The organism is Lysobacter oculi (assembly GCF_003293695.1).
Classification (GTDB): domain Bacteria; phylum Pseudomonadota; class Gammaproteobacteria; order Xanthomonadales; family Xanthomonadaceae; genus Solilutibacter; species Solilutibacter oculi.
This window is the reverse complement of the sequence record NZ_CP029556.1, coordinates 2,064,720-2,077,990: the sequence shown is the minus strand read 5'-3', so window position 1 is coordinate 2,077,990 and position 13,271 is coordinate 2,064,720. Positions and strand designations below refer to the sequence as shown.

Below are 13,271 nucleotides of genomic sequence, written 5' to 3'. Positions count from 1 at the left end.
CACGGATAAACCCATGACCCCGACGACCGCCCCGCCGGCCCGCCGCGCCGCGCTGGTCTTCATCTTTGTCACCGTCCTGATCGACATCCTCGCGTTCGGGCTGATCATCCCGGTGCTGCCGCACCTGGTGGAGCAGTTCGTCGGCGGCGACACCCGCACCGCGGCGTGGTGGGTGGGCATCTTCGGCACGGTGTTCGCGGCGATCCAGTTCTTCAGCGCGCCGATCCAGGGCGCGTTGTCCGACCGCTTCGGGCGACGGCCGGTGATCCTGCTGTCCTGCCTCGGGCTGGGGCTGGACTTCATCTTCATGGCGCTGGCGCCGACGCTGATGTGGCTATTCGTGGGCCGGGTGATCTCGGCGATCACCTCGGCCAGCTTCACCACCGCCAACGCCTACATCGCCGATGTCACCGCGCCGGAAAAACGCGCGGCCGCCTTCGGCATGGTCGGCATGGCGTTCGGGCTGGGCTTCATCGTCGGCCCGATGATGGGCGGCTGGTTGGGCCATTTCGACCTGCGCTGGCCGTTCTGGGCCGCCGCCGGGCTGGCGCTGTGCAACTTCCTGTACGGCCTGTTCGTGCTGCCGGAATCGCACCCGCCGGAGCGCCGCAGTGCGCGTTTCGAGTGGAGGCAGGCGCATCCCGTCGGCTCGGTGAAGCTGATCGCGCAATACCCGCAGCTGTTCGCGCTGGCGGCGGTGGTGCTGCTGAGCAACCTGGCGCATTACGTCTATCCGAGCGTGTTCGTGCTGTACGCCGACTACCGCTATGGCTGGGGCCCGATGGCGGTCGGCCAGGTGCTGGCGATCGTCGGCGTCTGCTCGGCGCTGGTGCAGGGCCTGCTGGTGCGGCGCGTGGTGCCGAAATTCGGCGAGGCCAACACGCTGGTGCTGGGTCTGGTCGCCGGGACGATCGGGTTTGCCGCCTACGGCCTGGCGCCGGTGGGCTGGATGTTCCTGGCGGCGATTCCGGTGATGGCGCTCTGGGGTCTGGCCGGGCCGGCCGCGCAGGCCCTGATCACCCGCGAGGTGGGGGCCGATGTGCAGGGCCGCATCCAAGGCGCGATGGCCAGCCTGATCAGCCTGGCCGGCATCCTCGGGCCGACGCTCTACACCAGCGCCTTCGCCACCTTCATCGGCGACAAGGCGCCGGTCGAACTGCCGGGCATGCCGTGGTACATCGCCTCCGCCCTGCTCGGCGCGGCGTTGGCGATGGCGGTCTGGCACCGCCGCCGGCATCCCGCGCCGGCGACGACATCGGCCTGATCAGCGCGCGGCGAGCGCCTTCTTCACCGCGGCGGCGAAGACCGGGTCGGGCACGCTGCCGAGTTTCTCGGTGCGGGCCAGTTCGCGGCCCTGGGCGTCGAGCAGCACCATCACCGAGCTGTGGTTGAACTCGCCATCGGCCAGTTCGCGGTAGCGGATGCCGAGCACGCCGGCGATCGCGCGGACATCGCCGGCCTGCGGCCTCAGCAGCGCCCAGCGGGTGAGGTCGAGCTTGCGCCGGGTGGCGACGCGGGTCAGCGCGGCCGGGTCGTCGCGCTTCGGGTCCATGCTGATGAGGGTGATGCCGAGCCGGGCCTTTTCCGCCGGGGTCAGCTGCTTCTCGATGGCCAGGCCGCTGTCGATGATCAGCGGGCAGATGTAGCGGCACGAGGTATAGAACATCGACACCAGCTGCACCCGGCCACGGCGGCCGGCGAGCGAGGTCGCCTTGCCGGACTGGTCGGTCATCCGCGCATCGAGCTGGTAGATGGAATCCGCCGGCAGCGGGGCGCTGGCCGGGGCGGGGCCACGCGCCTGGGCGGCGGCCAACGGCAACAGCATCGCCAAGGTGATGGCGATGAGGGAAAGCGGACGTTTCATGTGGATCTCCGGGGCCCGGCGCGTCACTTGGCGCAGCGGAAGCCCATGTTGGCGGTGACGTCGTTGGCCTCGAGCGAGGACAGCATCGCCACGCGCATCAGTACCGCGTAATTGTCGCGGTCGTTCATCGACAGCGCACCGGCACCGCAGAACTTGGCCTTGTCGGCATCGCCCTGCTTGCGGTTGTCGACATCGACCAGCAGGGAGGCGGCATCGCCGGTCCATTCCCAGACCAGGCCGTGCAGGTCGCGCACGCCGTAGGCATTGGCGGACTGCAGGCCGACCCGCGGCAGGGTCGCCTTGGATGGACGCGAATACCAGCCGAGGATGCGCTCGCGCCAGACCGGGTCCTTGCGGGCGTCGGTGCGGGTTTCGTCGGCGGCGGCCGCGTATTCCCACTCGCTCCAGGTCGGCAGCCGCGCGCCCTGCGCCTTGCAGTAGGCATCGGCGGCGAACCAGCTGACGTTGACCACCGGCTGGTTGGGCTGCGCCTTCGCACCCAGCGTGAGCGGGCCGGCCCAGTGCTGCAGGTAGCGCTTTTCGGCGAAGACGGTGGCGGCCTTGCCGCGCTGCCACTTGGGATTCTTCCTGACGAAGGCGAGGAAGTCCGCGTTGCTCACCGGCACTTCCATCAGCCGGAACGGGGCGACGCGGACCAGGTTGCGGTCCTCGTACTTGAGGGCGGAACGGAAGTTGCCGCCCGGCAGCTTCACGTAGCCCCCGACGCTGGCGGCGATCGCCAGCGCGGGGAGCACGAGCAGCGACAGGGCGGCCATCCGGCGCATCGATCAGTGGCCTTCCGACGCGTTCGCCGGCTTGGCGGCACGGGCCTTGGCGGCATCGGCCTTGGTCACGTCGCCCCCCGGGTTGCCCCAGCTGTTGAGCACGTAGGTGGACAGCGCGGCGACTTCGTCATCGGTCAGCTGCGACATCGGCGGCATGATCGAGTTGTAGTCCTTGCCATTCACCTTCACCGGGCCCTGCAGGCCGTGCAGGATGATTTCCGGCACGCGGCCCGGGCTGGCCTTGATGTAGTCCGAATTGGCCAGCGGCGGGAACACGCCGGCCATGCCGTCGCCGTTCTGGCCGTGGCAGGTCGAGCAGGTGCCGTTGAACAGCGTCTTGCCGGCGGCGATCCGCTCTTCCTTGGTGGAAAGTCCCGAAGCGCTCGACGCGGCGGTCTTGGTGGCGGCGGCCACGGCGCCCGACTGCACGCCCGCGGCCTTGTCGCCCAGATAGACCTCGTCCACTTCCTTGCCGGAGTAGATCGACTTGTTCTCCGCGCCATCGGCCTTGAGGATCGCCAGCGCGCCCTTGTTGAAGGCACGGAAGATCGAGTGGTCAACCAGCACGTAGCTGCCCGGGACATCCATGTGGAAGTCCATCATCGCGGCGCCACCGGCCGGGATCAGCGTGGTCTGCACGTTTTCCTGATAGTGCTTGCCGCCTTCGTACCAGACCTTGTCGAAGATCTCGCCGATCACGTGGAAGCTCGACACCAGGTTGGGACCACCGTTGCCCACGTACAGGCGCACGGTCTCGCCGACCTTGGTGGTGAGCGCCTTCTCGTTGGTCATCGAGCCTTCCATGCCGTTGAACAGCACGTAGGTCGGATGCTCCTCGATGGCCTTTTCCATGTCGAAGGCCTGGTGGCCCTTCTCGCGATACTTGCCGACCGTGTAGAAGTCGCCCTGCATCACGTAGTACTCCTTGTCCACCTTAGGCAGCCCTTCCGGCGGCTCGACCAGGATCAGGCCGTACATGCCGTTGGCGATGTGCATGCCGACCGGCGCGGTGGCGCAGTGGTAGACGTAGAGGCCGGCGTTGAGCGCCTTGAACGAGAACTGCGAGGCATGGCCCGGCGCGGTGAAGCTGGACGCGGCGCCGCCGCCCGGGCCGGTCACGCCGTGCAGGTCGATGTTGTGGGGCATCTTGCTGTCGGGCATGTTGCGCAGGTGGAATTCCACCGTGTCGCCCTGGCGCACGCGGATGAAGCTGCCCGGCACCGTGCCACCGAAGGTCCAGAAGGTGTAGGTGACGCCTTCGGAGATCTCCATTTCCTTTTCGATGACGTCGAGCTCGACGATCACCTTGGCCGGTGCGGTGCGGCCGGTCGCGGGCGGTACCAGCGGCGGCGCGGTGAGCACCGCCTTGACCGGCTCGCCCTGCGGCGGACCGAAGTCACCGGCAGCCGAGCCCGTCTTGCCGTTGTCGGCGGCCGCGGGCGCGGCATCGTTGTTCTGCTTGCAGCCCGTCACCGCCAAGGCGGCGGCGATGAACAGGGCGAGGGCTTTGCGATTCATCAGGGGTTCCCCGTGGTTGGCTTCTGGCTGGGTGCAGGGTGCGCCCGAGCGTGGACGAAAGCGCTGACTCAGGTCAAGTGAAATACCTTTGCGGATGTCGGGTATTTCCCGATGACGCAGGTCAAGGCGGAGCGGTCGCGCGAGGCACACGCTGCGCGCAACTTTCCAAGGCGCACCGCCATGAACCTCCGCGTTTCCAGAACCCTGATCTGCCTGTCCATCCTTGCCGGGCTGGCCCCGGCCGCCCATGCCGCCGACCTGACCCTGGAGTGGGACCTGCGCCTGCGCCACGAACAGGTGGATGACGCCGCCTTCGCGCGCGACGCCGAGGCCAACACCCTGCGCGCCCGCGCCGGCCTGCGTGCCGGGGTGGGCCATGGCTGGCAGGGCCTGGTCGAAGGCGAAGGCATCATCGGCAACCAGCATTACAACAGCGGCGCGAACGGCCGCACCGCCTATCCGCAGGTCGTCGATCCGCGCGGCGCCGAGCTCAACCAGGCCTGGCTGAAGTGGAGCGGCCACGGCTTCAACACCACCTTCGGGCGGCAACGCCTGCTCATCGACAACCAGCGCTTCATCGGCAACTCCGGCTGGCGCCAGAACGAGCAGACCTTCGATGCCATCGACCTGCAGTACGCGCCCTCACAGCAGTGGGCGCTGCAGTACGCGTGGCTGGGCAAGGCGCACCGCGTCAACGGCGACGAGGCGCTCGACCCGCTCGCCCGCGAGCGCCGCCTCGACACCCATCTGATCCATGCGCAATACAAGGGCGCGAAGCAGCAGCTCACCGCCTACGCCTATCTGCATGAGGACCGCGATGTCGCCGCCGCCTCCAGCGCCACCCACGGCCTGCGCTGGACCGGCGCGCTGCCGGTGGCCGGCGCGAAGTTCGGCTGGACCGCCGAAGCCGCCCGTCAGCGCGACCACGGCAACAACCCGCTGCATTTCGAACACGATTACTGGCTGCTGGAACCGGGCCTGCAGATGGGTCGCTGGCAGGCCAAGGCCGGTTGGGAGCACCTGGGGGGCGATGGCCGCCACGCCCTGCAGACGCCGCTCGCCACGCTACACGCCTTCAACGGCTGGGCCGACAAATTCACCACCACCCCGGCCCGCGGGCTCGACGACCGCTATCTCGCGCTGGGTGCCGCGGTGGCCGACGAGCGCCATGGCGGCAAGCCGATGCTGCAGATGGCTTGGCACGACTACCGGCCCGACGCCGGCAGCGGGCGCTACGGCAACGAGCTGGACGCCTCGCTCAGCTGGCCCATCGCCAAGGGCACCACCCTGATGGCGAAGGTGGCCGACTACCGCGCCGACGGCCTGGGCAGCGATGCCCGCAAATGGTGGCTGCAGATGGAATGGAAGGGCAGCGCCAAGCCGTGAAAACCCGGCAGCCTGAACGCATGCGCGTCCATACCGACGCGCATTGCGGGCCGCACTGCCTACACTCGCGGGTCACCCGAACCCGATTGGTCCGATGACACGACCCCACGCCTTCGACCGTGAAGCGCTGCTGGCCTGCGCCCGCGGCGAACTCTTCGGCCCCGGCAACGCGAAACTGCCCGCGCCGCCGATGCTGATGTTCGACCGCATCACCGAGATCAGCGAGACCGGCGGCGCCAACGGCAAGGGCGTGATCCGTGCCGAACTCGACATCAGCCCCGACCTCTGGTTCTTCGGCTGCCATTTCGTCGGCGACCCGGTGATGCCGGGCTGCCTGGGCGTGGACGCGATGTGGCAGCTCGCCGGTTTCTACCTGCCGTGGCTGGGCGAACCCGGCCGTGGCCGCGCGCTGGGCGTGGGCGAGGTCAAGTTCACCGGCCAGGTGCTGCCGAGCGCGAAAGTCGTGCAGTACGAGATCGACATCCGCCGCGTGCTGCGCGGCAAGCTGCGCCTGGTGATCGCCGACGGCCGCACCCTGGTCGATGGGCGCGAGATCTACGTGGCCAAGGACCTGCGCGTCGGCCTGTTCCAGTCCACGGAGGATTTCTGATGAGTGCCGCGCAACGCCGCGTCGTGGTCACCGGCCTCGGCATCGTCTCGCCGCTGGGCAATGATGCCGATGCGGTGTCGGCTTCCCTGCGCGCGGGCCGCAGCGGCATCCGCTTCGTGCCCGAATACGCGGAGATGGGCCTGCGTTCGCAAGTGGCCGGCGTCTGCGACATCGACCTGGACGCGCTGATCGACCGCAAGCAGAAGCGCTTCGAGGGCGATGCCGCGGCCTACGCGCACGTCGCCATGCAGCAGGCCATGGTCGATGCGGGGCTCGATGCCGCTTCGATCAGCCAGCCGCGCGTCGGCGTGATCGCCGGCTCCGGTGGCGGCTCGCCGGAATGGCAGATCGCCACCGGTGATCTGATGCGCGAGAAAGGCGTGCGCAAGGTCGGCCCGTACATGGTCCCGCGCACGATGTGCAGCACGGTGTCGGCGGCGCTGGCCACCGCGTTCGCGATCAAGGGCGTAAGCTATTCGCTGTCGGCGGCCTGCGCGACCTCGGCGCACTGCATCGGCGCGGCGGCGGACCTGATCCGCCACGGCGCGCAGGACATCGTCTTCGCCGGTGGCGGCGAGGAACTGCACTGGGGCATGACCTGCCAGTTCGACGCGATGGGCGCGCTGTCCACGCATTTCAACGAGACCCCCGCCGTCGCCTCGCGGCCGTACGACGCGGCGCGCGACGGCTTCGTCATCGGTTCCGGCGGCGGCATGCTGGTGCTGGAGGACTACGTACACGCGAAGGCGCGCGGCGCACGCATCCATGCCGAACTGCTCGGCTATGGCGTCACCAGCGACGGTGCCGACATGGTCGCGCCGAGCGGCGAGGGCGCGGTGCGCTGCATGACGATGTCGATGGCCGGCCTCGACCGCCGCATCGACTACCTCAACACCCATGGCACCTCGACGCCGCTGGGCGATGTCACCGAACTCGCCGCCGTGCGCGAGGCGTTCGGCGACGCGGTGCCGCCGCTGTCGTCGACCAAGGCGCTGAGCGGCCATTCGCTGGGCGCGGCCAGCGTGCACGAGGCGATCTACTGCCTGCTGATGATGCGCGACGGTTTCATGGCCGCCTCGCACCACATCGATGCGCTCGACGAACGCTGCGAAGGCTTCCCGATCCTGCGCGAAACCCGCGAGGCGCAGCTCGATACGGTGATGTCGAACAGCTTCGGCTTCGGCGGCACCAACGCGACGCTGGTGTTCGGGCGGATGGACTGAGCGCCGCCGCATCGGCATCGACATCGGCATGAAGAAAAAGCGCCCGGAAGGGCGCTTTTTTGTGGGTCGAAGGAAGCGCGGGCTCAGCCGCGGCCGTCGCGCTTGCCCTGGTTGCGTCGGCCACGCGATGAGACATGGCCCTGGATCGGCGTCTTGCGGCCGGCTTCCAGCTTCTGCTCCAGCGCAATGTTCTGCGCGCGCACGTTGGCGTAGCCGACATGCAGCCGGCCGCCGCCGGATTCGTTGAGCGCCTTCAGGTTGGCGGTGCGTTTGCCGCCGGTGTCGCCGCCGGGCAGCGGGCTGGCCGGCGGCTGCGGCGCGAAGGGCGGGACAGCGGACTTGGCGACAGCGGTCTTCTTGGCCGGTGCTTTCTTTGCCGCGGATTTTTTCGCCAAGGCTTTCTTCGTGACCGCCTTCTTGGCCGCGGCTTTTTTCGCTGCGGTCTTTTTCTTCGCGACCTTCTTCTTCGCGCTGCCGCGTGCAAGCGGCAGGTCCTCGGCCGACGCGTCCGTCGCCGGATTCTTGCGCGCGCGCATGGTGTCGGCGGCTTCGTCGGCGTCCTTGCGGCGGCTGCGCATGCGCGCGGCGGTGAAGTCCTTGCCGGGCGCGGTACCGCGCGTTTTCGCCGCCTTGCGGGTGGCGTGGCGCTTGGGCGCGTTCTTCGGCGGCTGGCCGGCGGCCTCGGCCTTGCGTGCGATCTTCAGCTGGCCCTCGAAGCGCTTCAACATGTCCGACAGCAGCTCGATCTTGTCCTTGCTGCGCTGCTGCACGGCCTCGCCGCTTTCGCCGCGCTTGCTGCCGGTGCGCTCGCGCATCGCCACGCGCTGGCGCTGCAGGAGGTCACGCGCGCGGTCGCGCAGGTCGCGCATGCGGATGACGCGGCGGTCGATCTGGCTGGCCGACAGCGCACGCAGCGTGTGCACGCGGCTCTCTTCGTACAACTTCATTTCCGCGACATTGAGCAGCTTCGCGGCGCGGGCCTTGGTGATGGTGACGGGCATGCGGTCCTCCTTGGCGTCGTGTGTACGACTCCACCGTAACCGCATCGGCTTCAGCGCGATGTCTGCAGCTGAACGCCGCGTCAGGATCGCGGCTCAGGCGGCGCGCAATTCGCCGGAATCAAGCGCGTCACGCAGCGCCGGCAGCCAGCGTTCGACATCGACCCCCTTCGCCGCACGCCACGCCTCGTCATAGAGCGTTTCGCGATAACGCGCGCCGCGATCGCAGAGCAGGGTGACGATGCTGCCGCTGCGGCCTTCCTCGCGCATCCGCTGTGCCAGCTGCAGGCAGGCGACCAGGTTGGTGCCCGACGAGCCGCCGTATCGGAAGCCGAGTCGCTCCTCCAGCAGCAGCATCGCGGCGATGGAGGCGGCATCCGGCACTTCGATCACGTCATCGACCACGCCGAACTGGAAGCTCGGCTCCACGTTCTGCCGGCCGATGCCTTCGATCAGGCTGCTGCATTCCACGTGCACCGCGCGGTCATGCGTGGGCCACGCCCGCGCGTAGGCCATGCCGGTCGGCTCGGCCACGCAGAGCCGGGTGGGCAGACCGCGATAGCGCAGGTAGCGGCCGAGGGTGGCCGAGGTGCCGCCGGTGCCCACGCCGCAGACGATCCACGCCGGCGCCGGATGCGGCTCGCACTCCAGCTGGCCGATGATGGATTCGGCGATGTTGTTGTTGCCGCGCCAGTCGGTGGCGCGTTCGGCCAGGCCGAACTGGTCGAGGAAGCAGGCGCCGTCGGCGGCGATTTCGCGTGCGCGTTCCTGCGTGCATTTGCCGGGCGGGGTGAGGTCGTAATGGCCGTCGAGCGAGCGGATCGCGGCGATCTTGCCGGGCGAGGTGCAGTCCGGCATCACCGCGGTGAACGGCAGGCCCAGCAGGCGCGCGAACCAGGCTTCGGAAATCGCGGTGCTGCCCGAAGACGCATCGACCACCGCCTGCCCCGGTTTCAGCCGCCCGTTGCACAGCGCGTAGAGGAACAGCGAACGCGCGAGGCGATGCTTGAGGCTGCCGGTCGGGTGCGCAGCCTCGTCCTTGAAATAGAAGTCGATGCCGGGGAAACCCGGGAACGCCATGTGCAGCAGGTGGGTGTCGGCCGAGCGCGCGGACTCGCGTTGCAGTACGGCGATGGCCGAGGCGACCCAGCTGCGTTCGTCGGTGGCGTTCATGGCCGGCGTGGCTCCGTGGCGTGATCGCCGGCCATTATCGCGTCATCGCGCGGGCAGCAGCGCCGCGATGCGTTGTTCGAGGTGGCGGAAGTACAGGTCGATGTAGCTGATGCCGTTGTGGTGGTCGATCAGCCACGGGTTCATCAGCGTGTGGCGGAGGATGACCAGGTGGTGTTCGCCGTCCTCGTCGGGGCCGTCCTCCAGCCCGAGCGCGTCGAGGATGCGGCGCATGCCGGCCTCGCCGAGCGCTTCCGGGCGCAGCATCGTCACCGAACCGAAGAAGCTGCGGTCCTGCAGCGGCGTGCCCGGGTCCACCCGCAGTTCGTCGTGCAGGCGGCGCGCGAAGGCGTTGGCGCCGGCGATGTCGCGGTTGCCGGCCGGGTTGAACGCCACGCAGACCAGGTTGCTGTCGGGCGGGAACGGCACGATGACGGTGGCGCGTTCGCGCACGCGTTCGGCGAAGGCCAGCGCGGCGGCGTGGAAGGCTTCCGCCGACTGCACGGTCTGCGCCGGCAGCTGCCCGAAGTTGCCGTGGTCGAGCGGCAGCACCTTGTGGGTGACGTAGACCGCGGCGACGTTCGCGCCGGGCTTGGAGCCTTCGGGAATGAACTGGCCGAGGTTGCGGTAGCGCGCGCGGTAGCCGCGCAGCGCGTGGTCGTGGAAGACGTAGTCGGCGGATTCGGCGAGCAGCGGCATGGCGCGGTGGTCGCGGCACAGGAACGCGCCGGCGCCGTAGGGCAGGTAGCCGAGCTTGTGCGGGTCGATGGTGATGGAATCGGTGCGGCCGAGCGCGGCGACCGCCGCATGCACTTCCGGGCGCGGGAAGTGGCTGAAGCCGGCGGCCACTTCGTCGCGCGTGCGCAGGCTGCCGTCTTCGTTGCGGAACACGGTGGCGAGGTAGCCGCCCCAGGCCGCATCGACATGCACGCTGAAACCCAGGCCGTCGGCGAGCGCGGCATCGCGTGCATCGACCAGGCCGTCGATCGGATCGACCGTGCCGTATTCGGTGGTTCCGAACACGCCCACGGCCATCAGCACCGGCTGGTGGTCACGCGCGCAGGTGGCCAGGGTGTCGCGCAGGGCGTCGATGTCGAGGCGCATGTCGCGCTCGGGCATCAGCTTGAGTTGCGCACGGCCCAGGCCGAGCAGCTTCATGCCCTTCGACCACGAGTAATGCGCGGTGATCGGCGCCAGCACCCACGGCGATTTGAGTTGTGCGTGGGTGGCGAAGAAATCGACCAGGCCGCGGCGCTCGATGCGTTCGGCTTCGACCTTGGCCTTCCACGCGCGGTGTTCGCGCGGCGGCAAGGCGGCCAGCCATTTCTTCCACTTGGCGACGAGTTCGGTACCGGCAGCAGACCCGAGGTTGAACGCCGCCCAATCGTCGTCGGGCACGCCGATCTCCGGCACGCCGGCGGCGCGCAGGGCGACCGGAAACGCCTTCAACGCCAGCGCCATGCGCAATGCCTGGTAGTTGGCGAGCGTGCCGCCGGAGGTGAGGTGGCCGAACGCGCAGACATCGACATCGGGATCGTGCGGATAGCCCACCATCCGCGCCAATTGCAGGCCCACTTCGACCTCCATGTCCACGGTGACCGGCGCGGCGTCCTCGCTGACGTTGTTGGGGTTGTAGGGCAGGGTGAGGATCTGCGCGGCGATGCCCGGCAGCAGCAGGTCGCTGGCCATGTGGCCGATGTAGCGCGGGCTGTGGAACGGCACCGATTTCTTGAGCTGCGCGGAGAGCGCGTGCAGCTCGCGGCGCAGGCGGGCTTCGAAGGCGCGGTAGCCGGGATCGAAGGCGGCGTCGGTGGGGATCGCCGGCGGGTCTTCGGGGTGGAAGTTGCGGCGCCAGTAAACGTGGTCGCGCAGGAACTCGACGACGAGTTTTTCCAGCAGGGCGTCGTTCTCGCCGTAGGGGCCGAGGAAGCAGGCATCGAGCATCCCCCCCGCGGTGCGCAGTCCGGTCATGGGATCAAGCCAGGTAGGGGGCGAGCCAGCCCCACGGGCTGTGCAGGCGCGCGATGCCGAGGATGAAGGCGAACACGGCGAGCGCGGCGATGTAGAACGCCACGCGGGCGCCGCGCGACAACGAAGCCCGCATCGCCATCACCCCCAGCACGATGTAGGCGACGACCAGCAGCAGCTTGACCGTGAGCCAGCCGTTGGCGAACAGCGCGCGTGGCAGGATGGTGGCGAGCATCGCCGCCGAGGTCAGCAGGAAGGTGTCGATGGTGTAGCTGGTGTAGCGCACGGCGACGTGGCGCGGCCAGCGCATGCCGAGCAGCGCGGCGCCGCCACGCAGCGCGAACAGCGCACCGGACAGCAGCACCAGGGCGATGTGGAGCATCTTGATCTGCGGGTAGAACTCGATCATGGGGACAGTCTTCCAGGGGCCGGCATGTCCGGCCTGATCATTGTCGAACGGGCGTGGTCAGCCGGGGCGGCCGTCGATGCGCGGGCGCAGGTAGATGCCGGCCGAACGCAGCACCCACGGCAGGAACGCGAGCAGCCAGCCGACCGCCGCGACCGCGTGCCAGAAGCCGGGGTCGGGCAGCATTTCGGAGAGCACGCGCAGCACCGCGACCAGCTGCAGCACGGCGAAGGCGAACCAGCCGGACTTCGGCATCGCCAGCGGTCGGCCGGAATGGCCCTGGGTCACCCGCGTCACCATCGCCACCAGCAGCGAGCCGAAGAAGCCGATGAACAGCGCATGCGCCGGTCCGCGGCCGAACATGAACTCGCCGGTCGCGGCGTACAGCAGGCTCTGCATCGAATACAGCGTGAACGCCAGCGGCAGCCACGCGAAGCCGATGAACAGCACCCACAGCAGGCCCGGCGCGTTGCCCCGCGGCCACCAGCGGTAGAGCACGAACCCGGTCAGCGCGAGCAGCGGCATGTCCACCAGCCACAGCAGCGGATAGGCGTGGAAGAGTTCCAGCACCAGGTGCGCGAGCAGCAGCGGCCACATCGCGCCCAGCACCCAGAACGGGCGCCACGGCCTGTAGCCCGCGACCACGTTGCCGGCAAAGAACGGGAACATGCGATGCGCGACCGTGAAGTACACCGGCAGCAGCAGGCCGAAGGTGCCGATCTTGATCGCCGCGAACATCCACAGCGCGTTGCCGCTGTGCAGGAAGGCGAGCACGCAGAGCAGGCCGATGAAGCCCAGCGCCAGCGCCGCGAAGCACGACCATGCATGCCAGGTCGGGCCCTTGCCGGCGCGGCGTTCGGCCAGCAGCACGCGCAGCAGTTGCACGATGCCGTAGCCCCAGCCGGCGGTCGCCATGAACAGGCCCATCTGCACCCAGGCATCCAGCCCCAGCAGCATCCCGGCGATCACCGCCACCTGCCCGCCGAGCAGGCCGATGCCGACCGGCAGGTAATGCCAGCGCTTGAGGTCCGGCTGGCCGGTCCACTTGGGAAAGGTGGTCAGCAGGAAGCCGAACATGAAAGGCGGCAGCAGCTGGTACTGCATGACGATGGCATGCACCCAGCCCGGCGCGATGCTGGACGCCGGCAGGTGGCCCAGGTTCCAGCGCGCATCGATCAGCCAGCAGGCCCACCACAACATGGCCAGCAGCACGTTGACCGCGCCGACGAAGAACAGCAGGCGATGGGGCGCGCGCGCCAGCAGGCTGGGCGAGAGCGGCGGAGTCGGGGACGTGTCCATCGATGCAGCATCGGCCAAGCCCGGCAGGGCCGCCTTGACCGAGG

12 protein-coding genes are annotated in these 13,271 nt (G+C 69.0%); 4 read left to right on the top strand and 8 right to left on the bottom strand.

What is annotated here, in order from left to right:
* The first annotated feature begins 13 nt into the window (after positions 1 to 13).
* Positions 14 to 1,264 (top strand): TCR/Tet family MFS transporter, encoded by a 1,251-nt coding sequence (locus DCD74_RS09990; RefSeq protein WP_112927176.1) that lies wholly within the window; start codon positions 14 to 16, stop codon positions 1,262 to 1,264.
* Here DCD74_RS09990 and DCD74_RS09985 read toward each other — a convergent pair whose 3' ends face one another.
* The 3 genes from DCD74_RS09985 to nirK are packed head-to-tail and all read right to left on the bottom strand — an operon-like array spanning position 1,265 to position 4,167.
* The gene (locus DCD74_RS09985) at positions 1,265 to 1,864 is read right to left on the bottom strand and encodes an SCO family protein (protein WP_112927175.1); all 600 of its coding nucleotides are present in this window, start codon (positions 1,862 to 1,864) and stop codon (positions 1,265 to 1,267) included.
* A 23-nt stretch (positions 1,865 to 1,887) separates the two neighbouring features.
* Positions 1,888 to 2,640 carry a formylglycine-generating enzyme family protein gene (locus DCD74_RS09980; RefSeq protein WP_237049590.1) on the bottom strand — a complete coding sequence of 251 codons (753 nt, stop codon included), beginning with the start codon at positions 2,638 to 2,640 and terminating at the stop codon, positions 1,888 to 1,890.
* 12 nt (positions 2,641 to 2,652) lie between these two features.
* The gene (gene nirK / locus DCD74_RS09975) at positions 2,653 to 4,167 is read right to left on the bottom strand and encodes a copper-containing nitrite reductase (RefSeq protein ID WP_112927173.1); all 1,515 of its coding nucleotides are present in this window, start codon (positions 4,165 to 4,167) and stop codon (positions 2,653 to 2,655) included.
* 180 nt (positions 4,168 to 4,347) lie between these two features.
* Here nirK and DCD74_RS09970 point away from each other — a divergent pair, with 180 nt between their 5' ends.
* From DCD74_RS09970 to fabB, 3 genes are all read left to right on the top strand, one after another.
* Positions 4,348 to 5,553 carry an alginate export family protein gene (locus DCD74_RS09970; RefSeq protein WP_112927172.1) on the top strand — a complete coding sequence of 402 codons (1,206 nt, stop codon included), beginning with the start codon at positions 4,348 to 4,350 and terminating at the stop codon, positions 5,551 to 5,553.
* Between the two features lie 94 nt (positions 5,554 to 5,647).
* Entirely contained in the window at positions 5,648 to 6,163 is a 516-nt protein-coding gene (gene fabA, locus DCD74_RS09965) for a 3-hydroxyacyl-[acyl-carrier-protein] dehydratase FabA (RefSeq protein WP_112927171.1), read from the top strand.
* A complete protein-coding gene (fabB, locus tag DCD74_RS09960) occupies positions 6,163 to 7,386 on the top strand; it encodes a beta-ketoacyl-ACP synthase I (RefSeq protein WP_112927170.1) in 1,224 nt (407 codons plus the stop codon). Before fabA ends, fabB begins: the two co-directional genes overlap by 1 nt.
* A gap of 83 nt (positions 7,387 to 7,469) precedes the next feature.
* On the opposite strand, the gene DCD74_RS12860 is transcribed toward fabB, so the two are convergent.
* From DCD74_RS12860 to DCD74_RS09935, 5 genes are all read right to left on the bottom strand, one after another.
* On the bottom strand, positions 7,470 to 8,387 hold the full coding sequence (locus DCD74_RS12860) for a hypothetical protein (RefSeq protein ID WP_112927169.1): 918 nt from the start codon (positions 8,385 to 8,387) through the stop codon (positions 7,470 to 7,472).
* 93 nt (positions 8,388 to 8,480) lie between these two features.
* Positions 8,481 to 9,557 carry a PLP-dependent cysteine synthase family protein gene (locus DCD74_RS09950; RefSeq protein ID WP_112927168.1) on the bottom strand — a complete coding sequence of 359 codons (1,077 nt, stop codon included), beginning with the start codon at positions 9,555 to 9,557 and terminating at the stop codon, positions 8,481 to 8,483.
* Positions 9,558 to 9,599: 42 nt separating this feature from the next.
* Positions 9,600 to 11,525, bottom strand: a complete 1,926-nt coding sequence (locus DCD74_RS09945; protein WP_112927167.1) for a pyridoxal phosphate-dependent decarboxylase family protein — start codon at positions 11,523 to 11,525, stop codon at positions 9,600 to 9,602.
* Between the two features lie 4 nt (positions 11,526 to 11,529).
* A complete protein-coding gene (locus DCD74_RS09940) occupies positions 11,530 to 11,931 on the bottom strand; it encodes a SirB2 family protein (protein ID WP_112927166.1) in 402 nt (133 codons plus the stop codon).
* 57 nt (positions 11,932 to 11,988) lie between these two features.
* Positions 11,989 to 13,227, bottom strand: coding sequence for an NnrS family protein (locus DCD74_RS09935; protein ID WP_112927794.1), 1,239 nt, complete (start codon positions 13,225 to 13,227; stop codon positions 11,989 to 11,991).
* Positions 13,228 to 13,271 lie beyond the last annotated feature (44 nt).

Bases quoted from the DNA above. Each gene is read 5' to 3' on its own strand.
- DCD74_RS09990 (WP_112927176.1), top strand. From the start codon at position 14: ATGACCCCGACGACCGCCCCGCCGGCCCGCCGCGCCGCGCTGGTCTTC.
- DCD74_RS09985 (WP_112927175.1), bottom strand. From the start codon at position 1,864: ATGAAACGTCCGCTTTCCCTCATCGCCATCACCTTGGCGATGCTGTTG.
- DCD74_RS09980 (WP_237049590.1), bottom strand. From the start codon at position 2,640: ATGGCCGCCCTGTCGCTGCTCGTGCTCCCCGCGCTGGCGATCGCCGCC.
- nirK (WP_112927173.1), bottom strand. From the start codon at position 4,167: ATGAATCGCAAAGCCCTCGCCCTGTTCATCGCCGCCGCCTTGGCGGTG.
- DCD74_RS09970 (WP_112927172.1), top strand. From the start codon at position 4,348: ATGAACCTCCGCGTTTCCAGAACCCTGATCTGCCTGTCCATCCTTGCC.
- fabA (WP_112927171.1), top strand. From the start codon at position 5,648: ATGACACGACCCCACGCCTTCGACCGTGAAGCGCTGCTGGCCTGCGCC.
- fabB (WP_112927170.1), top strand. From the start codon at position 6,163: ATGAGTGCCGCGCAACGCCGCGTCGTGGTCACCGGCCTCGGCATCGTC.
- DCD74_RS12860 (WP_112927169.1), bottom strand. From the start codon at position 8,387: ATGCCCGTCACCATCACCAAGGCCCGCGCCGCGAAGCTGCTCAATGTC.
- DCD74_RS09950 (WP_112927168.1), bottom strand. From the start codon at position 9,557: ATGAACGCCACCGACGAACGCAGCTGGGTCGCCTCGGCCATCGCCGTA.
- DCD74_RS09945 (WP_112927167.1), bottom strand. From the start codon at position 11,525: ATGACCGGACTGCGCACCGCGGGGGGGATGCTCGATGCCTGCTTCCTC.
- DCD74_RS09940 (WP_112927166.1), bottom strand. From the start codon at position 11,931: ATGATCGAGTTCTACCCGCAGATCAAGATGCTCCACATCGCCCTGGTG.
- DCD74_RS09935 (WP_112927794.1), bottom strand. From the start codon at position 13,227: ATGGACACGTCCCCGACTCCGCCGCTCTCGCCCAGCCTGCTGGCGCGC.